The sequence below is a fragment of the Croceicoccus esteveae genome, from assembly GCF_031846435.1.
GTDB lineage: Bacteria > Pseudomonadota > Alphaproteobacteria > Sphingomonadales > Sphingomonadaceae > Croceicoccus > Croceicoccus esteveae.
In genome coordinates this window covers 581,351-601,862 of record NZ_JAVRHS010000001.1, presented here as the reverse complement: position 1 = coordinate 601,862, position 20,512 = coordinate 581,351, and the positions used below count along the sequence as shown (strand labels likewise).

The window sequence follows — 20,512 nt, the reverse complement described above, 5'->3', positions numbered from 1 at the left end:
GGGCTTGGACCCTGCCGCAGGTCTCAGCCGCGCCTTAGCGGTCGCGCCGCAGCAGGCGCAAGTCAGCTTTCGTTTGCTCTGCCGGTCGGCCTATGGCAGCAGCATGCCTGCATGGAAGAACAGGCACTGGTAATTGCGCTTATCGGCGTTCTGGGCATAGGTGCCCAATGGGTTGCCTGGCGTACCGGCTGGCCCGCCATCGTGCTGATGATGGCGGCCGGGTTTCTGGCCGGACCGATCCTGGGGATCATCGACCCGCACCATGCATTCGGCGAACTGCTTGAACCAGCGATTGCAATCGGTGTTGCCCTGATCCTGTTCGAAGGCGGGCTGAGCCTGAACTTTCGGGAGCTGAAGCAAACCGGCGGCGCCGTATGGCGGCTGGTCGTATTCGGCGTGCCGATTGCCTGGTTCGCAGGGTCGCTTGCCTGCTATTACATCGCAGGTCTTGTCTGGCCGGTCTCCATCCTGTTTGCAGGCATTCTGGTGGTGACGGGGCCAACCGTGGTGCTGCCTCTGCTGCGCCAGTCCAGCATCGCGGCGCGGCCCGCAGCGATCCTGAAATGGGAAGCGATTGTAAACGATCCTTTCGGCGCCATGTGCGCGGTGATTGCCTATGAATATTTTCGCGCATCGGCCAATGGCGCGGGCTTGCTCGACGTCGTTCCCAGCCTCGTCTTTGCCGCCATTGCAGCAGCAGTGCTTGGCTATGCCGCAGCCTGGGTAATCGCATGGAGCTTTCCCCGCGGACTGGTGCCTGAATATCTGAAAGCGCCGGTTCTGCTGGTTTTTGTGGTTGCCCTGTTCGTCGGATCGAACCTCATCCAGCAGGAGACGGGCCTCCTTGCCGTCACCATCATGGGGATTGCGCTTGCGAATATGCGGGTCGATTCGCTGCGCGACATTCACCCGTTCAAGCAGAACGTCGCGGTCATCATGGTTTCCGGCATTTTCGTGCTGTTGTCAGCATCGCTGGACATAGAGACGCTGAAGCTGCTTGAATGGCAGTTCATCCTTTTCCTGCTTGCCATCCTGTTTGTCGTGCGCCCGGTCACGGTGCTGCTCAGCCTTGCCTTCAGCCCGGTGCCCTGGAACGAACGTATCTTTCTGTCCTGGATCGCGCCACGCGGTATTGTCGCAGTGGCGATTTCAGGTCTGTTCGCCTTGCGCCTTTCCGATCTTGGCTATGCAGATGGCTCCATCCTGATCAGCCTGTCGTTTGCCGTGGTAGTGGCAACCATTGTCGCGCACGGATTTACAGTCGGGATCGTTGCCAAATGGCTCGGCGTTACCGGATCCGCCACGCCTGGTCTGCTGCTTGTAGGAGCAACGCCATGGGCCATTACACTTGCCAAGGAACTGGCTGATCTGAAGGTGGCGGTGATGTTGGCTGACACCAGCTGGTGGCGACTGTCCCGCGCGCGGCAGCAAGGGCTCGCGACGTATCACGGCGAGATCCTGGCCGAATCAACTGAACATTCGCTCGACCTTTCGCAGTTTGCCGTGATGGTCGCGGCGACCGAGAACGAAGCCTACAACGCTCTGGTCTGCAATGAGTTCGCGCCCGGGATCGGTCGCGACGCGGTTTATCAGCTTGGCGAAGCTGGCAATCCGGATGATCCACGAGCTCTGCCCGCCTCGATTCGGGGACGCAGTCTGTTCGCGTCCGGGGTCGACATGGATGAAATCTATCGCCGTCAGCAGCAGGGCTGGGAGTTTCGCAAGACGCGCCTTTCAGAGCAATTCGGTTTTGAAGAAGCGCAGGCAGCTCTGCCCGATGAGGCGGATTTCCTGCTGCTGGTGCGCAAGAACGGCTCCATCCGCTTCTTTACCCATGCAAGCCGGCCGACACCCGCCGCTGGCGATACCGTGGTTTCCTATTCGCCTGCTGAAGATCCGGTTACCGACAAGGTGCAGGCGCGCAAGGAGAAGCGCGCAAAGGCAAGCGCGAAGGCAGAAGCCAGCGCCGAACTGAAGCCAGGTTGAGGATACTGCCCAGATGATCAAAGCTGCACATGCGACGCCACTTGCCGCCATGCTTGTGCTTGCTGCGTGTAGCGGCGATGCGACCAGCACCAGCGATGCCAACGGTGCCAGCCCGCAACAGGTCCAGGACGAACCTGTCGCGCCGCCAGAGCCGGTTTCGATCCTGCGGGAGGACCCAACGCTTGACGCGGTCGAAGAACCGCCGATGCAGCCGCTTGTTGTTGTGGTGCCCTGGTCAGGTCGTGCGCTTAAACAAATGCCTGATGCTCAGGCTGCAATCATGCAGGCGGTGCAGTCTGAACAATTTGCTGCTCAAGGACAGATCACCATCCGTGGTCACACGGATTCCGTCGGCAGTGACGAAGCCAATCTGCGGGTATCGCGCAATCGTGCAGAAGCAGTGGCGGAAGCGCTGCGCGAGGCTGGAGCCGATCCGGACCGGATTGACGTCATACCCATGGGAGAGATGCGTCCGATCGCTCCCAATGCTCGTCTTGACGGCAGTCCTGACGAGAATGGCAGAGCACGCAACCGGCGCGTGGAAATTCATATTGCCCCGCCAACGTCTGCCACCGCCGACCCGGCAAGCATATCGCAGGCGGCTGTGCCAGAAACGGACATCCCTTGAACATCGCTCAATCCTGTCTCGCAGGCGCTTAGCGCACGACAGCCGAACTATTTGGTAAAGAGTTACCTGTTAAAGCTGTCTTCAGCCGCAAACAAAGATCGTAATCTGACCGATGCCTGCCAAGCTTGTCCCAGTATCGCAACTGCTGATCTCTGCTCTTGCGGCAGCGTTCCTGGCACTTGCCGGTATCAGCGATCCGCTTGACGAGGCGTTCTGGGTCACCACCTCGCAGTTCATGCCCAAGCCCGTGTCAGACGAGCTGGTGCTCATCAATGTGACGAACCCGGCATCTGGCGCAGAGCAATCGATTGCGGCAAGCCAGGCAAAGGCCATTCGCGCCTTGTCCGCATATCGTCCAGAGGCTATTTTCTTGCAAGGCAGCTTCAGCCGCGGCGACAGCGGAGTAGCCGAGTTGCAGGCAGCGATTGCGGCCACTACGGTCCCGGTCACCGTAGGATGGCAAAAGAAGCTCGCCGCCAGCGACGGCGGCCTGCGTCAGGTGCTTGGCAAGGAAGCCCAGCTGCCCGGCGCCACGGACACGCTCGACGTCTATTTCTATTCCGCGCTGGGCTACCCGTGGAAAACCACGTCGGTATTTTCTCTTGGCACACAGGATGTTCCGGTGTTCCCGGCAGCTATTGCAGGAAAGCCGCACCAGGAAGAACCGTTCCTGCTCGATTATCATTACCAAAGCGCTGATTTTACTGTTTACGCTCTCGATCAAGTGGCAAGGGGCATCCCTCGGGATAATGACCTTGCTGGTAAACGGATCATCATCGGCACGGCCGCCGCGGAAGGGTTGAGCGGAACCAAGATACCCGGCGGTCGTGTTCCTTCAATTTATGTCACGCTCATCGCAGCTGAAACACTGATCCAGGGCGCGCCGGACATCCTTCCCTGGTTCCTGCCGCTTGGCCTGGTCTGCCTCATCCTGCTGATCAGCATCTGGCTCCAACAGCCGTTTCGACGTCCGGCTGTTACTCTTGCTGTGCTGATCGCACTGCTGTTGCCGATCATCGCTGCCGACTGGAACAGTTTTGCCCAGATCGGCGCCGCTCTCCTTTGTACGCTGCTGTTCATTGCCTTGCGCGCAAGGAGTGCTTGGCAAGCCCGCGCCGCGAATACGGACAATTTGTCCGGACTGCCCAATTTCAACGCCTTGCAGGAAGAAATGAGCAGCGATAGCCGCCTCATTGTGACCAGGGTGGCCAGGTTCGAAGAGATATTGGCCAGCCTAGAGCCTTCCTTGCACAAGCAGTTTGTTCAGCAGATCGAGCATCGCCTTTCGATTGGACGCGAAGGGCGCCTGTATACTGACGGAACGGGCCATTTTGCGTGGTTCGATCCGGCGGCTTCTCATGACAACGATCATGTTACCGGCTTGTTGGCACTTGCCAACGCGCCGCTTGTCGTCGGCAATCGTAATCTGGATTTTGCCTGTTCCTTCGGCATTCTCGACAGCGCTGCGGCCAAGCCACAGCAAGCAGTCAGCGCCACTGTTGTAGCCGCCGAGGCGGCGGCAAGCCGACCATCTCATGTCGCGTTCGTGAGCGAGCAAACGGGCAAGGATGCGCAATGGCAATTGTCATTACACGCTGCCCTCGACCACGCAATCGCCCACGATCAGATCTACCTAGAGTACCAGCCGCAGCGCGATCTTGCGACGTGGGAGATCATCGGCGCCGAAGCCCTAGTGCGCTGGCGGCACCCGGAGCGCGGCGAAATCAGTCCCGCTGAATTCATTCCCCAGGTTGAAAAGGCCGGAAGACTCCTGCCTCTTACCGCGCATATCTTGCGCAGTGCCGCACGGGCAATTGGCTCTCATCCCGCGCCGGACCGGCGCATCGCCGTCAATATATCGGCCTCATTGATCAGCAAACCTGATTTTGTAGAATTCGTCTGCTCCAGTGTTGCTGATGGCGGTGCCCCTTTTTCGGCGATAACATTGGAAATAACCGAAACCACGCGAATTCCTGACGTTGCGGCCGCAGCTACCAATCTGTCCAAGCTGCGGGAGCGTGGCTTCGCTGTATCACTTGACGATTTCGGCACAGGAGAGGCCAATCTGTCGCTTCTGGTGGATCTTCCCTGCGACGAGTTGAAGATAGACCGTAGTTTCGTGCGTCTTGCGCAGGATAACGATCGGGCGCGCATGATCATCGCCGCAGTCGCACAGACCGCGAGCCATTCCAATCTGCGTCTGGTTGCTGAGGGTATCGAGACAACAGCGGAACTGGAAATCCTCAGAAGCTTGGGCTGCTCCATTGGCCAAGGCTATCTGCTCGGCCGCCCAAAAGAGTTCGGCGCCATGCAGGAACAGTTTGCTAGTGGTAAATCCTTATACCGAAATTAATACTTTATTAACGGTTTCGTTTTCGCTATTCTGAGTATCTCAAGAATGGAGATACATTATGAAGCAGAAGATGAAGCCTACCCACGGCAAGGGTTTCTGGGAATTCCTTCTTGGTGGTGGCTGGTACTAAGCACCACCTTCAGAAACTTTGGAACCCCGCTTATCAGCGGGGTTCTTTTGTATTGAGGCTGCAGACGAACGGCATTCAGCGCCGAAATACGCATTTACCCTCTTTTAGTGTGACTTTAAGCTTGCCGCGCACATTGCGCTGTGCAAAACAGCTGCATGGGCACCAATTCTACCAACTCCACACAGCGTAAAATTCGCGAACTTGTCGAGTCGGGCATGATGTCGCGCGCGGCAATCGCACGCGCAGCAGGGCTTCACGCCAACAGCTTGCGCGACTGCACGATGGATGAATGGAATCCGACAGCAGAAACCCTGAAGAAACTTGAACGGTTTCTTGACGAGAATGATGATCAACCCGTGCTCGTCGGGCCAGAGGCGATCATCGACGAAGCACGAAACGGACGCATGTTCATTCTTGTCGATGATGAAGATCGCGAGAATGAAGGCGATCTTGTCATTCCTGCTCAAATGGCTACTCCGCATGCGATCAACTTCATGGCCGCACATGGTCGTGGGCTCATCTGTCTGGCCATGGCACGCAAACGCGTCGAGGAACTCGGCCTTGAGCTCATGAGCAGACAAAACCGCACCCGGCATGAAACAGCCTTCACGACTTCGATCGAAGCGCGCGAGGGTGTCACCACCGGCATCAGTGCCGCTGACCGGGCCCGGACGATCAGCATCGCCATAGATGCCAGCAAAACAGCTGATGACATCGTAACACCAGGGCACGTGTTCCCGCTGGTTGCACGCGACGGTGGCGTGCTCGTGCGCGCCGGTCATACCGAGGCGGCGGTGGATATCTCGCGGCTGGCGGGGTTGAACGCGTCCGGCGTGATCTGTGAGATCATGAAAGAAGACGGGTCCATGGCGCGGATGGACGATCTCATCGCTTTTGCCCGGTTACATGATCTGAAGATCGGCACGATCCGTGACCTCATCGCTTATCGACGCAAGCATGATCATCTGGTGGAAAAACGGGCAGAAACGCGATTTGCCAGCAGGTGGGGTGGTCACTGGACTGCAATGACGTTCTACAACCGCGGAACAGGCGATGAAACCGTCGCTCTGGTGCTGGGCCAAGCGGTAGAAGGCACACCCACGCTTGTTCGCATGCATACGCTCAATGTCTTTCATGACGTCTTCAATGATGACAACCCGCGCACCGGGGCCTTGCAAAAATCGATGCAGATCATCGCCGAAGCAGGCAGCGGCATCATTGTCGTTATCAATCGCAACCGGCCAGACTATTTCACCAAGGCGCTGACCGCACGCAGCAAGATTGTATCGGCGGACGAGATTGACGAGTTACGCGATTATGGCGCTGGCGCACAGATTCTGACGGAACTCGGCGTGCAGGACATGATCCTGCTGACAAATACGCGGCATTCGCTCATCGCGCTGGAGGGTTATGGCCTGACCGTCGTTGGCGAGCGTCCTCTGACCTTCGACGCAGGTTGACCTGCGGCTGACTTGCGCTGGAGTTTCTATGGCACGCTTCCTGATTGTCGAGGCAAGGTTCTACGATACGTTCAACGACCTGCTGGTGAGCGGAGCGCGCGCTGCGCTGGCCGAAGCGGGTCATGAAGTGGAAACCATCTGCGTTCCCGGAGCGCTTGAAATCCCCGGAGCGATCGCTCTGGCCTCGGAAAGCGGACGATACGACGGCTTTGTGGCACTCGGCGTGGTCATACGCGGCGAAACTTATCATTTCGAGATTGTGGCCGGCGAAAGCGCACGGGGTATCCTGGCACTCACCATGGACGGCGTGCCGATTGGCAATGGCATCCTGACGGTGGAAAATGAAGCACAGGCCCGGGTCAGAGCCGACCCGGCTGAGAAAGACAAAGGCGGTGAAGCAGCACGTGCCGCGATTCGCCTGCTTGAACTGAAGAACAATTTTTCCGGGAACTAGCAAGGCCTGGAACTGGTCCTGCTGCTAACCGGGATTTTTGAAAGTATCGTTCATGATGGACATGCTCCAGTGGTTTGCGGCCGTTGGAACAATCGTTGCGGCAGGGTTGATCGCCTCTGACCGCGGCCGGCGTGTCACAGGCTGGGCATTCGTGCTGTTCGTCGTTGTGGCGGTGGCCTGGATCGTGGCAGGATTGCTGGACGACAACGCTCCGATTGCACTGCAAAACCTCGCCATGGTCTTTGTCAATGGCTGGGGCGTATGGCAATATCTGCTCAGCCCGAAGAAAAAGCGAGAAATAAAGCGCGCGGAACAGCTCCAGGAGCAGGCCCATGAAGAGGTGAAAAAAGGTCAGGCTTGACTTGTCAAAGCATCAACCGATCGTCTGGCGGCAGGTAAAGCGCATCTCCCGGTTCCACGTCGAACGCTCGGTACCAGGCATCATGATGCCGCACTGCTGACACGAAATCGGCGCTGTCCGTGGTGGCATCGCGAGACCTTGATGGGCGGGTTTCTTCGTTGCGGTGCTTCAATGCCAATGATTGTGCATAGGCAATAAAGAACCTTTGATCGCCGGTGAAACCTTGGATTACCGGTGGCTCCTTGCCGGCCAGAGAGGCGCGATAAGCATCATGCGCCGCCACCAGCCCCGCCAACTGGAACAATTCAGCCTGTCTCGCCGGGTTGTCAGAACCTTCCTTGCCGGCAGCCACATTCATAAAGGCGGCGCTGAAACCTGATCCTGCACCCGCCCACAGCCCCGCACCAGCATGTTCTGGCATGTTCATCTGACCGGCCGGATGCGCCAGACGCGCAAGTCTACTGGCAATGATCACTCCTAACGCGCCGTAGTTTGCCGCCGGATCGGCTGCGGGATTGTAAAATGGTGGCTGCACGAACTCCGCCGCTAGTGAGAACCGCCGACCGACCGGTATCGACACGCCTTCTGCCGACCGGAGGACACCACCAGCATCCACTGGTTTGCGAAGAAGCTTCAGCCAACGGGCATAGCGTGCCTCCCGGACGGCGCCGGCAATATCGTAAAGGCTTGCGCTGTTCAGATCTATCTTCAGCTCCATCGCGGGCCCACGCTCCTTTTCAGGATCGTCCAGTTGCTGCAATGCGTCGATCTGATCATCAGCGAAGCTCTCAGATTTGGCCAGCCGATCCAGAAGAGAGTTGCGAACACGCGCGAAGATGATTTCGAGGTCCCGGCGCTGATCCTGGGTCAAGAATCGTTCGGCATATTCCTGCCCAAGTGCATCATTGTAATAATGGCTCAGGAAGCGCAGAGCTGCCGATCGTCGGGAGGGCTGCGCCTCTCCACCGGACAGCGTCTTCTGGAACCGATAATGTGCTGAACGCACCTTGTTTGGCAAAAGATCTGCATTGCCGTCGATCTGATGGAAAATGAGCCATTCCTTCCATGCGATCAGAGCTTGCGATCCGATCAGCTGCGAAAGACCGTCAATGACAACGGGGTCGCTCAAAGCTATGCTGCTCTGCCGCTGAAACCCGGCCGCATCGGCATAGGTACCCCACTCGAGCCCTCCGCCCTGCCTATCCAGATCATCAAACGTCCGCACCTGTGCTTGCGACAGGGAATTTGCAGCTGACGCACCCTCCTGTACAGCAGCAATCTGCGTTTCCAGCTCCAGAATGCGCGCTGCGCGGGTGCGGGTATCGCTGAAGCCGGCAATTTGCAGTATCTCGGCAATGTGTCGCAGATAAGCAGAGCGGATCTGCACATCGGCACGTGCATTGGATGAATACATGCCTGCATCGGGAAGGCCCAGGCCGCCGGGCGTCACATGGGCTACAGCATCGTCCCCGATCCTGCCGGATGCAACCAGATTGAACAGCGAACGGGTCCTGCCAGCTCCAGTCTGCAGAACAGCGCCCGAACGTGACTGTTCGCCAAGGATACGGGACAATTCCTGCGTGTTTCTCACTGCGACAAAGCGTTGCAGATCGGGCCACAACGGACGCAGACCATCGCGTTCGATTGCTGCTTCGTCAGTGAATGATCGATAGATCACATCGATCTGCTCAGGCAGCCGCGCTGATTGCCGCGATGGATTTTCCAGCATTTCCCGCAGTTGGGTGTGCAGTCTCTGCCGCGCCAACAGGAGCGGGCCTGTTTCTTGCTGGCCATCATCGAGAGCAGTAGCTGCAATCCACCCACCATTGGCATATCGGTAAAAATCATTCCCGGGATCTACTGACCTTTCGAGCGCCTCGACATTGATCCCTATCTCCGTGCCCTGCAGAGGAGACACTTGTTCCGGACTATCAGGTGCGCACGCGGCGACAGCCCCGACAAGGCCAGTCAACAGCAGCAACGGCAGGATAGCAGAACGAACGAACAACAAGGCAATTCCGGATCAGGGCCATGACAGGGATCAATGCAACACCGCCCCGCCAGATATTGTGGCAAAATTGGGGCGGCGTTGCCTCATCTAAAGAGAACTTCCCAAGCCTGCAATTGCTGTGTCAGTTTCTCCTGACGCTGCTTGCGCCATTGTGTCGTCAGCGCTCAGGAGAGGCCGGAGAAAATTCCCCTACCGGCGTAGGCTGCGCTGCCGCCGAGATCTTCCTCGATGCGTAGCAACTGGTTGTATTTTGCCAGCCGATCGGAACGGGCAAGCGAGCCTGTCTTGATCTGGCCGCAATTCGTGGCAACGGCAAGATCGGCAATCGTGCTGTCTTCGGTCTCACCCGAGCGATGGCTTATCACGGCAGTATAGCCGGCGCGTTGGGCAATACTGACGGCTTCCAGCGTTTCGGTAAGAGTGCCGATCTGATTGACTTTGACCAACAATGAATTGGCCAGTCCCTTGCCAATTCCCATGCTCAGCCGCTCGGGATTGGTGACGAACAGGTCGTCTCCGACCAGTTGGACACGCTGGCCAATCATGTCGGTCAACGTCTTCCAACCGGTAAAATCGTCCTCGGCCATGCCATCTTCGATCGAAAGGATCGGGTAATCATCGCAAAGACGGGCGAGATATTGCGCGAACCCCTCGGGATCGAGAGACAGATTTTCCCCGGCAATTTCGTAGCGGCCATCGCGATAGAACTCGTTCGCCGCGCAATCCAGCGCCAGGACAACATCGTCGCCAAGCTTGAAGCCAGCCTTCTCGACCGAGAGCATGATGAAGTCGAGCGCATCGCGCGTGCTGGCCAGCGCTGGCGCAAAGCCGCCTTCGTCGCCAACGGCAGTGGCAAGGCCCTTGTCATGCAGGGCACCTTTGAGCGTGTGGAATATCTCAGAACCCCAGCGCACCGCTTCTGCGAGCGATTGCGCCCCCACGGGCATGATCATGAATTCCTGGAAGTCTATCGGATTATCAGCATGTTCGCCGCCATTGATAATGTTCATCATTGGCACGGGTAGGAGATGCGCGGCGACGCCGCCCACATAAGCGTAAAGCGGCAGGCCTCGCGCATCCGCAGCGGCCTTGGCAATGGCAAGGCTGGTTCCCAAGATCGTATTGGCGCCAAGCCGGCTCTTGTTGTTGGTGCCGTCCAGCTCGATCATGGCAAGATCAATGTCGCGCTGGTCCTCGCCGTCAAGACCGAGCAGCAGGTCAGCGATTTCGCCGTTCACTGCCGCCACTGCCCTGGTTACGCCTTTGCCGCCATATAGCGCTGCATCCCCGTCACGCAGCTCAACCGCTTCGTGCGCGCCGGTCGAAGCGCCAGAGGGGACTGCCGCGCGGCCAAATGCTCCTCCGTCCAGCAGGACATCAACTTCGACCGTCGGATTGCCTCGGCTATCGAGTATCTGTCGTGCGTGGATGTCGATGATAGCAGTCATGATGATCCTGTTCCTTGTTCACACCGCACCAGTTCCGTGAAGGGACTGTCCTTGCGGCTCCTGCACCAGTTGCGTTGAGGCAACTCCTGCCGTTTCGCCACTGCCCTAATTGGCGGAACCTTGACTGGCAACAGTCGTTAAGTGTGCGAACAGGAGTATTGTCGAGAGGCAATTACCCCCGAAACTACGTGAAGATGGAAACGCCGATATTTGCTATCGCCAAACCATCCAGCGCAAGAAGGAAAAAATCATGGCCGAACCCACCTCTCCTTACGGATCAACCGCTGCCGGCACGAGCGCCGCTGATGGAGATCATCGCTCCGAGGCGAAATCCCATTTTTCAAGCGCGGTCAGCGAAGCGAAAGCCGGCGTGCAGGCGTTGAAGTCAGAAGCCGTCGATCGCGGTCAAGATTACCGTGATCGTGCGCAGGACAAGCGTGACCAGGTGCGCTCCGACGCATCTGCCTATGGCGAGCAGGCCAAGACGAAGGCCAGTGACATGGCGGTTGATGCCAAGGCGCGCGCAAGTGAAGGATTGTCGTCGCTGAGCCGGGTCATTTCTGACAACGCCGATACGCTCGATGAGCGCCTCGGTCCAAAATATGGTGACTACGCCCGCAGTGCGTCGCGCGCTCTGGATGATCAGGCATCCCGCCTTGACGAGAAGAGTGTCGATGAACTGGCTGATGATGCACGGGAATTCATCCGCAAGAACCCCGGCACCGCGATCGGCATTGGTGCTGCAACGGGATATCTGCTGGCGCGCCTCCTGCGCTCCGGGGACTGATCGCACCGTTATGAATGTGACAGATAATGACATGAGAGCAGGATCGGCTGACATAGTTGAGGCGATCCTCCGGGGGGCCTTGTATGACTGACACCTTTGTGCCTGCAGGCAGCAGGAAGACCACCATACCGCTTGAGCCGCGCATCGAAACAACGCGGACCGTGCCGACTGACGAAGCATTGGCTGACCGGTCACTGGTAGAAGACGCAAAGGCGCTCGTTCAGGACGGCAAGCTGCTGGCAGAAGCGGAACTGGACTTCCAGAAGAAGCGTGCCAGCTACGCCGCAGGCAAGGCTGGAGGCATCGCTGCCAGGTTTGCAGCCGCCGGTGTCATCGCCTTTCTTGCAGCCATAGCGCTGACCGTCGGACTGGTCATTGCACTAGGACAGCTGATCACGATCTGGGGATCGACCGCACTTGTGACGCTGGTTTACCTGCTGATTGCATATTTGCTCGTTCGTGACGGACAAAAGAAGCTGCAACATGTGAAGTCTGTAGTCACGACGGAGAAACGGTAATGCCGGTTACTGAATATGAAGTGTTGCAGGCAAAGACTACACGCAACGCTGCGCATGAAATCTTTCGAACCCAGAAAGATCTGGTGAAGGCAGATCTTGATGCGGCTGGTATTGGTGAACGCATCAAGGCACGCGTGACGGATGAGGGTCGGCACATCGTGCACGAAGCGAGCGATACAGCGTCCGAACATCCGCAGGTGTTCAAGATCGGTGCCATCGCACTGGGTGCACTTGTTCTTCACAAGCCGGTGCTTGGTGCTTTGGGCGCAATCCTCGGCATTGGCCATTCAGACGACGATTAACCATCACGTGGCCGCTCGAGCGCGGTTTTGTAATCGCCAGACGCGCCACGCGGATTAAACAATTTCAGGAGCAACAAATGCCCGACACACCAACTTCCGACGATCGCTACCCAGGCAAGGACCACACTGCCGGTACTGCCGCTGCAGGAGGAGACCAGACGCTATCCGACCGTATTGCTGCCGCACAGGAGCGGATCGCCCAAAGCACTGCGCCGGCACGTGACACTATCAAGAACCAGACACAGGACGCTGTTTCGGTCACCAAGACGTTCGTGCATGAACATCCCGTACTTGCGGTCTCGGGAGCCGTGATGGCAGGTGCGCTGGTCGCACTTGCGCTGCCCGGCAAACCTGGCCGCAAAGTTCGCCGCTCTGCTCTTGCAACCGGCGGGGTAATTGCGGAACTTGCCAACCAGTATGGATCGCAATTGCTGGATCTGGCGCAGAATGCTGCCGGTGCCAGCCATGAAACGCTCGAGGAGATCGCCGATCGGTTGGCCGAAGCGGCAGGCAATTTCATCGACAGGTCCTCCACCTTTGGCGAGGAAATCAAGCATCGGGTGGTGGAAGCCGGCGATCACACCGCCGACGCGGTCAAGCAAGGTGCTCGTGTCGTCGACAATAAATCACATGAGCTCGCATCACGCTTGCATCGTTGATGGCGTAAACCAGATCGGTCGGCACGCACCTGCGCGCAGGTGCGTGCCGAACCCGTCTCCACAAGCGAACTAAACGTCAGATTGGAAGAAACTGGTGAGCAACAAGCTGCATCTGGTCATGGGCGGACGGGTAAAAGATCCGCGCGGCATTGACTTTGAAGATCTGTCTCAAATCGATCTGGTCGGCGTGTTCGGTGATTTTGCCAGTGCCGAGGAAGCGTGGCGCAGCAAGGCCCAGAGTACGGTCGACGACGCAGAGATGAAGTATGTCATTGTACATCTTCACCGGCTGCTCGAACCGCATCTCTCGGATGATGAAAAAAACTGAGCAAAGACGGCGTTTAAAGAAAGATCAGCCCCTGATCAGGTCTTCGCCTGATCAGATAAATTCGATCTTCTTGATCAGGTAGAACCTCTCTCCCGATGGCACGGTAACCTCCACCTCATCGTCTACTTTCCTGCCGATGAGCGCACGGCCCATGGGGCTTGAATAGCTGATCCGACCTTTCTTTGCGTCAGCTTCTGTCTGGCCGACGATCTGATAACGCACCGGCTTGTCATCTTCATCGCGCATCGTGACCGTAGCGCCAAAGACGATACGATCGCCTGACAACGTCTTGGGATCGATTATCTGCGCCCGGCTCACGCGATCTTCAAGGTCGGCTATACTCGCCTCGACCTGACCCTGCCGCTCCTTCGCTGCATGGTATTCGGCGTTCTCCGATAAATCACCATGAGCGCGTGCTTCCTCGATCGCATCAACGATCCGCGGGCGTTCCTCACGCAGGAGCTTCAGGTCGGCCGTGAGCTTTTCGTACCCTTCGGCAAGCATGGGGACCTTTTCGACAACGGCCATTACCAACAACTTCCTTCCTGAACCAAACCGATCACAAGCAAACCGGCGCCGTCGTTACTACAGCGTCCCGATATTCCGATGCTTCAAAAGGCAAAAACCTGCTTCATCCATGATAGGACTGAAGCGGCCTTACTTCAAGCGCGCCGCTTTGCTGCCGTGTGGCAATCGCCTGCGCGGCCACCACGCATCCGGCCGCGGTGGTGTAGGACGGCGTTTTGGACTGCAGCGCGGCAATTCGAATTGAGCGGGAATCCTTAAGGCTTTGCCAGCCCTCGGTGGTGTTGAAGATCATGGCGATGTCGCCATCTACGATCCTGTCAACGATATGCGGCCGCCCTTCGGCAACCTTGTTTACCGCCTCTGCGGCGATACCATGCTCGGTGAGAAACCGATGCGTGCCGGATGTCGCCACGATGCGAAAACCATTTTCCTCCATCAGCCGAACTGCAGGCAGCACAATCTTCTTGTCGCTGTCCTTCACTGACACAAAGAGGGTGCCGCCTGCCGGAAGGTCGGCACCGGCGGCAATCTGCGACTTGATGAACGCTCCTGCAAAAGTGCCGTCAATGCCCATGACTTCGCCGGTAGACTTCATTTCCGGTGACAAAACCGGATCAGTGCCGGGAAAACGACTGAAAGGAAAAACCGCTTCCTTGACGGCGACATGATCCATCTTGCGGCGGATCGGTTCCATATCGACAAGCTTCTCGCCCGCCATGACCCGCGCGGCCATCTTGGCAATCGGCTGACCGATAGCCTTGGCAACAAAAGGCACTGTCCGGCTGGCGCGCGGATTGACCTCGATCAGGTAAACCTCGTTGTTCTTGACCGCGAACTGGATGTTCATCAGCCCCACGACGTCGAGGGCGCGGGCAAGCTGGTCCGCCTGTTGCTCCATCTCGCCGATAATGGCTTCCGACAGGCTATAAGGCGGCAATGAACAGGCGCTGTCCCCTGAGTGCACGCCGGCCTCCTCGATATGCTGCATGACCCCGGCAACCACCACATCCGTTCCGTCACACAAGGCATCGACATCGCACTCGATAGCATCGCGCAAATATTGGTCGATCAGCACCGGCTGGTCACCCGACACCTGCACCGCCGTTTCCAGATATTCTGCCAGCTGCGCATCGGAATCGACGATCTCCATCGCTCTGCCGCCAAGCACGTATGACGGGCGGATCAGCACCGGATAGCCGATGCGGCCGACAATCGCCTGCGCCTCTTCCTGGCTGCGCGCCATGCCATTGGCAGGCTGCTTCAACCCCAGCCGGTTCACCAGCGCGGCAAAGCGCTCCCGATCCTCTGCCAGATCGATCGCATCGGGAGAGGTGCCAAGGATCGGCACGCCGGCATCCTCCAGCGCCTGCGCGAGTTTCAGCGGCGTCTGCCCACCGAACTGCACGATGACACCATGCAAGGTGCCTCTGGACCGCTCGACGTCGAGGATCTCAAGAACATCCTCGGTGGTGAGCGGCTCGAAGTAGAGGCGGTCCGACGTATCGTAATCGGTGCTTACCGTTTCAGGGTTGCAGTTGATCATGATGGTTTCATACCCCGCGTCATGCAGCGCGAAGCAGGCATGGCAGCAGCAATAATCGAACTCGATCCCCTGCCCGATGCGATTGGGCCCGCCGCCCAGGATGACGATCTTGCGGGCATCGCTTGGCGCAGCTTCGTTCTCCGCCTCGGCGAACAATGGCTGCTCATACGTGGAATACATGTAGGGCGTGATCGCCTCGAATTCCGCGGCGCAGCTGTCGATCCGCTTGAACACCGGACGCACGCCCAGCGCGTGCCGCAAGGCGCGGATTTCCGCCTCCGAAGTGGCGCCGGCCATCGCCTTTACCGCATCGTGCAGCAGGCCTGATCGCTTAGCTTGCGTCTCGCCGATCCCACCGGCCAGCCCGACCGAGCGCACCGCCAGCGTGGACAGGCGACGGTCCGAAAATCCCACGGCCTTGAGCCGCAGCAATCCTGCCGCATCGCGCGGCAAACCGTCGCGAAGAATGGCCGCTTCCTCGGCGATAATCTGCTCGATGTGGCGCAGGAACCACTTGTCGTAATGCGTGACGGCGTGGATTTCCTCCAGGCTCAGCCCTTCGCGAAATGCCTGGCCCACCACGATCAGACGTTCGGGACGGGCGAGCGACAGCGCAGCGACAATCTCGTCGCGGTCTGCGCCTTCAAGCTCCGCAATGCGGTTGAACCCGTCCAGCCCGGTTTCCAACCCGCGCAGCGCCTTTTGCAGCGATTCCTTGAAATTGCGGCCGATCGCCATGACCTCGCCCACCGATTTCATCGAGGTGGACAGTGCCGAGCTCGACCCCTTGAACTTTTCAAAGGCAAACCGCGGGATCTTGGTCACGACGTAATCGATGGCGGGTTCGAAACTGGCTGGCGTCGCGCCGGTGATCTCGTTCGTAATTTCGTCCAGTGTGTAGCCGACCGCTAGCTTGGCCGCGACACGGGCGATGGGAAATCCGGTTGCCTTCGATGCCAGTGCGGACGAACGCGACACGCGCGGGTTCATCTCGATGACGATGAGCCGCCCATCATCGGGATTGACAGCGAACTGCACGTTGGAGCCGCCCGTTTCCACGCCGATCTCGCGCAGCACCGCGATGCTGGCGTTGCGCATGATCTGGTATTCCTTGTCGGTCAGCGTCAGCGCCGGCGCGACAGTAATGGAATCGCCCGTATGCACGCCCATCGGGTCGACATTCTCGATCGCGCAGACGATGATGCAATTGTCGTTCCGGTCGCGCACGACCTCCATCTCGAACTCTTTCCAGCCGAGCAGCGATTCCTCGATCAAGACTTCGCTGGTCGGGCTGGCGTCGATGCCCTCGCGCACGATCTGTTCGAACTCGGCGCGGTTGTAGGCAATGCCGCCGCCGGTGCCGCCAAGCGTGAAGCTGGGCCGGATGATCGACGGCAGGCCGGTGCGCTCCAGGATCGCCAGCGCCTCCTCGTAATTGTGCGCCACGCCCGACCGCGCGGATTCCAGCCCGATCGCGTCCATTGCCTCGCGGAAGCGCTGCCGATCCTCCGCCTTGTCGATGGCATCGGCATTGGCGCCGATCAGCTGCACGTTGAACCTGTCGAGCGTGCCATCCTGCGCCAGCGCCAGCGCGGTGTTGAGCGCGGTCTGCCCGCCCATGGTGGGCAGCACGGCATCGGGCCGCTCCTTTTCGATGACGCGCGCAACAAACGCCGGCGTGATCGGCTCCACATAGGTGGCATCGGCCAGCTCCGGGTCGGTCATGATCGTTGCCGGGTTGGAATTGACGAGGATGACGCGATAGCCCTCCTCCTTCAACGCCTTGACCGCCTGCGTGCCTGAATAATCGAACTCGCAAGCCTGCCCGATGATGATCGGCCCCGCGCCAATGATGAGGATGGAAGAGATGTCAGTGCGTTTGGGCATTACAGAAGGCCAACCATGATTGTTCCGAGGGTGATCAGAGTGCACGTAAGAGTAATAAGGTAGACATCCTCAATTTCTCCCTCGATCACTTTCTTGATGCGATCCCAGACCATAAAACGGAACGCACCGACGGCAAAAGTTTTAGAATTTTCAATTAAACCCTTCCATGCTGAAAGATGAGCTACTGCATCGTCGCGAACCGCTTCGTTAATGGAATTGCTAGAACGGATAGTCTCCTTGGCTTGCTCGACCAATGCAATCATTTGCTCACGATTGTCTTGATTGTCGCCAAAAGAAACCATTCTACCCGCTGCCGGGGCAAGCTGCATCTCAAGAGAAGCAATTGGATCAGCTTCAAGCCGTTCAGCTTCGCCAACGATCTTCTCTGCCTCTTTGTACCCTTGATCCGTAATTTCATAGTCCGTGGGAGATTTACTGAACCGAGCATGAAAGGAAAAGACAAATCCAGACCTTTCCAACTGCCCGAGTGCTAACGATATTCTCGTCTCCGTGATCTGCTCCGGTAGAATCTGTTGAATACCAACTGCATTAACTCTTCCACCTTGTTTTTGGGCAAAATTGTAGAGGGCAAATAGAACAGCCCGCTCCAGTTCTAGCTGGGGCATGCTCACGAGCGATCTCCCAATCCACCAACAAACCGCTCAAATAAATAAAAGCTATCCTGCGGACCCGGCGACGCCTCCGGATGATACTGCACGCCGAACGCTTTCTTGCCGGTGATCTCGATCCCGCAATTGGTGCCGTCGAACAGCGACACATGCGTCTGTTCCACCCCTGCGGGCAGGGTGTCGCCATCAATGGCGAAGCCGTGGTTCATGCTGGTAATTTCCACTGTGCCGTCGGACAGGCGTTGGACCGGGTGGTTGGCGCCGCGGTGCCCCTGGAACATCTTGGCCGTCCGTGCGCCCGCAGCAAGCCCGAGCATCTGGTGCCCGAGGCAGATGCCGAAGATCGGCACGTCGCGATCCAGCAGGCCACGGATTACCGGCACCGCATATGCCCCTGTCGCCGCCGGATCGCCCGGCCCGTTCGACAGGAACACGCCATCGGGTTTCAGCGCCATGATCGTGTCCAGCGTTGCCTCTGCTGGAACGACCGTGACCCGCGCGCCGGCCTTGACCAGCGTGCGGAAAATGTTGTTCTTGGAGCCGAAATCCATCGCCACCACATGCGGCCGGGCAGCAGCACTCCCCTGCCCGTCAGTGTCTGTGGTGCCAAAACCGCTGCCAAGCTGCCATACGTCGCCCGCCCAGCTTTCGCTGATCTGCCGGCTGACTCCCTTGGCCAGATCCAGCCCTTCCAGCCCCTGCCACGCGCGCACCCGGCCCAGCATGGCTGCAAGATCGAACCGGCCATCGGGATCGTGCGCAATCGCCACATTGGGCGCACCCAGCCGCCGGATGCGCCGGGTCAGGGCGCGGGTGTCCAGCCCGGCAATCCCGATCCGGCCACGATCCGCCAGCCAGCGCGGAAAATCGCCCATGCTGCGAAAATTGGACGGGTCGGTCACATCCTCGCGCACCACGCAGCCAACCGCGCCGGCGTCGACGCTTTCGGTATCTTCATCGTTCACGCCGACATTGCCGATATGTGGAAAGGTGAAGCACACGATCTGCGCTGCATAGGAAGGATCGGTCATCACTTCTTGATAACCGGTCATGGCGGTGTTGAAGCACATCTCGCCGATGGCTTCGCCCACAGCGCCAAACCCGCGCCCCCAGGCCACCTGCCCGTCTGCGAACACCAGCACGGCAGTCGCTCCGTCAGGTTGCGGCGCGTGCAGAACTGCGGGGTCGGCCATGTGCGGGCGCTCCGTAAAAAATGCCTGATTGTTTGCTAAGGGCCACCCGCTAGACACCCCGTCCCGCAGCGTCAAGCTATGAACGCAGGGGCTTTGCCGCTAAATCGCGATGCATCATCCTTTGTCAACAATACTGGACTGGCCCATGCTGCGCGACACGATCAAATCTGCTCAGGTTTCCGCGATGAAGGCCAAGGAAAAGGAGCGGCTGGCTACCATCCGCCTGATCCTTGCGCGCGTAAAGGACAGGGACATCGAACTGCGCGTCGGCAGCGGCGGGCAGGACGATGATGCCATGATCGTCGACGTGCTGCAAAAAATGGCAAAGCAGCGCAAGGAATCTATCGCGCTTTACCGTCAGGGCAACCGCGAGGACCTTGCCGCTGCCGAACAGGCCGAGCTCGTCATCATCGAGGAATTCCTGCCACAGCAGCTTGGCGAGGAGGAAACGCGCCAGGCAATCGCCGCGATCATCGCCGAGCTTGGCGCTGGCGGAATAAAGGACATGGGCAAGGTCATGTCGGAACTCAAAGCGCGTCACGGCGCTGTTCTGGATATGAGCAATGCCAGCCGCTTTGTGAAGGAGAGCCTTTCGTGAAGATCACCTGCCGCCTGCCCGCCCACGCCTTGGCCGTCACCGTTCCCGTCGCTGTGCTTCTGTCTGCCTGCGCGAGTGAGGAGCCTGCTGCCGTCGATGGTGAAACAATCGGCGAGGAAATTGCGGATGCCGAGGTAACCGGCGCCGGCATCGATCTTGAACCGGCAAGTTTTGCCAATCTGGACCTGGGCGCCAAGGTGGTGGGTCCGCAAGGCCCGACCGTCACCAGCCGCTTTGTCGGTCCCGACGGGCAGACCGGCACGATCGAAAGCTATGTCGCCTGCCCTGCCCGGCTCGAAAGCTGCGATCCGGCTGCGCTGCCGGAAAGCACCACTTACACCTATGTCATGAAAGTCACGCCTGATGCCCGCGCCAGCGCGTTCAGAACCACCATGCCGGTGTATGGCTACGCTGGCGTCGCCGGCTTCGATCAGGCGCAGGCGGCATCGGCGATCGGCGGCGATTCGCAGATGGAACTGCGCTGCGTCGAGGGTGGCCTGTTCTATTCGGTGCTGGGCGGCGAAGGCTGGGCAGCTGGTTCGCCGATCACCTTTTTCTGGCAGGGCACGCTGCCTCCTGCCGGTCCGCAGCAGGCTTATCAGCTGATCGCGGGTGGTGACATGGGCACAGCGGCCGGTCCCGCGCCCGCTCGCATGGCCGGTGGGGGTTGCAGCTGATGCAAATCCCGCGGTTTGCGCCGGCAACGAGT

19 protein-coding genes are annotated in these 20,512 nt (G+C 58.8%); 13 read left to right on the top strand and 6 right to left on the bottom strand.

The genetic code is table 11. The annotated features are described in order from the left end of the window. The first annotated feature begins 111 nt into the window (after positions 1-111). The 6 genes from RM533_RS02850 to RM533_RS02825 all read left to right on the top strand — a co-directional run bounded on the left by RM533_RS02850 (position 112) and on the right by RM533_RS02825 (position 7,372). Positions 112-1,986 carry a cation:proton antiporter gene (locus tag RM533_RS02850; protein WP_311339661.1) on the top strand — a complete coding sequence of 625 codons (1,875 nt, stop codon included), beginning with the start codon at positions 112-114 and terminating at the stop codon, positions 1,984-1,986. Positions 1,987-1,999: 13 nt separating this feature from the next. After that, entirely contained in the window at positions 2,000-2,614 is a 615-nt protein-coding gene (locus RM533_RS02845) for an OmpA family protein (protein WP_311339660.1), read from the top strand. A gap of 112 nt (positions 2,615-2,726) precedes the next feature. Beyond that, a complete protein-coding gene (locus tag RM533_RS02840) occupies positions 2,727-4,967 on the top strand; it encodes an EAL domain-containing protein (protein WP_311339659.1) in 2,241 nt (746 codons plus the stop codon). A gap of 285 nt (positions 4,968-5,252) precedes the next feature. After that, complete coding sequence (gene ribB, locus RM533_RS02835) at positions 5,253-6,557, top strand: 3,4-dihydroxy-2-butanone-4-phosphate synthase (protein ID WP_311339658.1); 1,305 nt, start codon at positions 5,253-5,255, stop codon at positions 6,555-6,557. Between the two features lie 28 nt (positions 6,558-6,585). Next, positions 6,586-7,011, top strand: coding sequence for a 6,7-dimethyl-8-ribityllumazine synthase (ribH, locus tag RM533_RS02830; protein WP_311339657.1), 426 nt, complete (start codon positions 6,586-6,588; stop codon positions 7,009-7,011). A gap of 61 nt (positions 7,012-7,072) precedes the next feature. Continuing rightward, positions 7,073-7,372 (top strand): hypothetical protein, encoded by a 300-nt coding sequence (locus RM533_RS02825; RefSeq protein WP_311339656.1) that lies wholly within the window; start codon positions 7,073-7,075, stop codon positions 7,370-7,372. A gap of 4 nt (positions 7,373-7,376) precedes the next feature. Here RM533_RS02825 and RM533_RS02820 read toward each other — a convergent pair whose 3' ends face one another. Further along, the gene (locus RM533_RS02820) at positions 7,377-9,290 is read right to left on the bottom strand and encodes a M13-type metalloendopeptidase (RefSeq protein ID WP_311339655.1); all 1,914 of its coding nucleotides are present in this window, start codon (positions 9,288-9,290) and stop codon (positions 7,377-7,379) included. Positions 9,291-9,547: 257 nt separating this feature from the next. Continuing rightward, the gene (eno, locus tag RM533_RS02815; protein ID WP_311339654.1) at positions 9,548-10,831 is read right to left on the bottom strand and encodes a phosphopyruvate hydratase; all 1,284 of its coding nucleotides are present in this window, start codon (positions 10,829-10,831) and stop codon (positions 9,548-9,550) included. A 250-nt stretch (positions 10,832-11,081) separates the two neighbouring features. On the opposite strand from eno, the gene RM533_RS02810 reads away from it, so the two are divergent. The 5 genes from RM533_RS02810 (at position 11,082) to RM533_RS02790 (ending at position 13,425) form a co-directional block, all read left to right on the top strand. Next, complete coding sequence (locus RM533_RS02810; RefSeq protein ID WP_311339653.1) at positions 11,082-11,618, top strand: hypothetical protein; 537 nt, start codon at positions 11,082-11,084, stop codon at positions 11,616-11,618. Between the two features lie 83 nt (positions 11,619-11,701). Next, positions 11,702-12,136, top strand: coding sequence for a phage holin family protein (locus RM533_RS02805; protein ID WP_311339652.1), 435 nt, complete (start codon positions 11,702-11,704; stop codon positions 12,134-12,136). Next, positions 12,136-12,438 (top strand): hypothetical protein, encoded by a 303-nt coding sequence (locus RM533_RS02800; RefSeq protein WP_311339651.1) that lies wholly within the window; start codon positions 12,136-12,138, stop codon positions 12,436-12,438. Before RM533_RS02805 ends, RM533_RS02800 begins: the two co-directional genes overlap by 1 nt. A 77-nt stretch (positions 12,439-12,515) precedes the next feature. Next, positions 12,516-13,097: a hypothetical protein gene (locus tag RM533_RS02795; RefSeq protein WP_311339650.1), complete on the top strand. Its 582-nt coding sequence runs from the start codon at positions 12,516-12,518 to the stop codon at positions 13,095-13,097. A gap of 94 nt (positions 13,098-13,191) precedes the next feature. Then, entirely contained in the window at positions 13,192-13,425 is a 234-nt protein-coding gene (locus RM533_RS02790; RefSeq protein ID WP_311339649.1) for a DUF4170 domain-containing protein, read from the top strand. Between the two features lie 51 nt (positions 13,426-13,476). Here the strand turns inward: RM533_RS02790 and greA are convergent, their stop codons facing one another. The 4 genes from greA to carA all read right to left on the bottom strand — a co-directional run bounded on the left by greA (position 13,477) and on the right by carA (position 19,205). Next, positions 13,477-13,953 (bottom strand): transcription elongation factor GreA, encoded by a 477-nt coding sequence (gene greA / locus RM533_RS02785; RefSeq protein WP_311339648.1) that lies wholly within the window; start codon positions 13,951-13,953, stop codon positions 13,477-13,479. A gap of 103 nt (positions 13,954-14,056) precedes the next feature. Next, positions 14,057-17,383 (bottom strand): carbamoyl-phosphate synthase large subunit, encoded by a 3,327-nt coding sequence (gene carB / locus RM533_RS02780; RefSeq protein WP_311339647.1) that lies wholly within the window; start codon positions 17,381-17,383, stop codon positions 14,057-14,059. Next, the gene (locus RM533_RS02775) at positions 17,383-18,015 is read right to left on the bottom strand and encodes a hypothetical protein (RefSeq protein WP_311339646.1); all 633 of its coding nucleotides are present in this window, start codon (positions 18,013-18,015) and stop codon (positions 17,383-17,385) included. Before RM533_RS02775 ends, carB begins: the two co-directional genes overlap by 1 nt. After that, entirely contained in the window at positions 18,012-19,205 is a 1,194-nt protein-coding gene (carA, locus tag RM533_RS02770) for a glutamine-hydrolyzing carbamoyl-phosphate synthase small subunit (protein ID WP_311339645.1), read from the bottom strand. The genes RM533_RS02775 and carA overlap by 4 nt, the downstream gene beginning before the upstream one ends. Positions 19,206-19,350: 145 nt before the next feature. Between carA and RM533_RS02765 the strand changes: the two genes are divergently transcribed. Both RM533_RS02765 and RM533_RS02760 read left to right on the top strand, forming a co-directional pair. Next, positions 19,351-19,803, top strand: coding sequence for a GatB/YqeY domain-containing protein (locus RM533_RS02765; protein WP_311339711.1), 453 nt, complete (start codon positions 19,351-19,353; stop codon positions 19,801-19,803). Then, positions 19,800-20,480 carry a hypothetical protein gene (locus tag RM533_RS02760; RefSeq protein WP_311339644.1) on the top strand — a complete coding sequence of 227 codons (681 nt, stop codon included), beginning with the start codon at positions 19,800-19,802 and terminating at the stop codon, positions 20,478-20,480. Before RM533_RS02765 ends, RM533_RS02760 begins: the two co-directional genes overlap by 4 nt. The last annotated feature ends 32 nt before the right edge of the window (positions 20,481-20,512 follow it).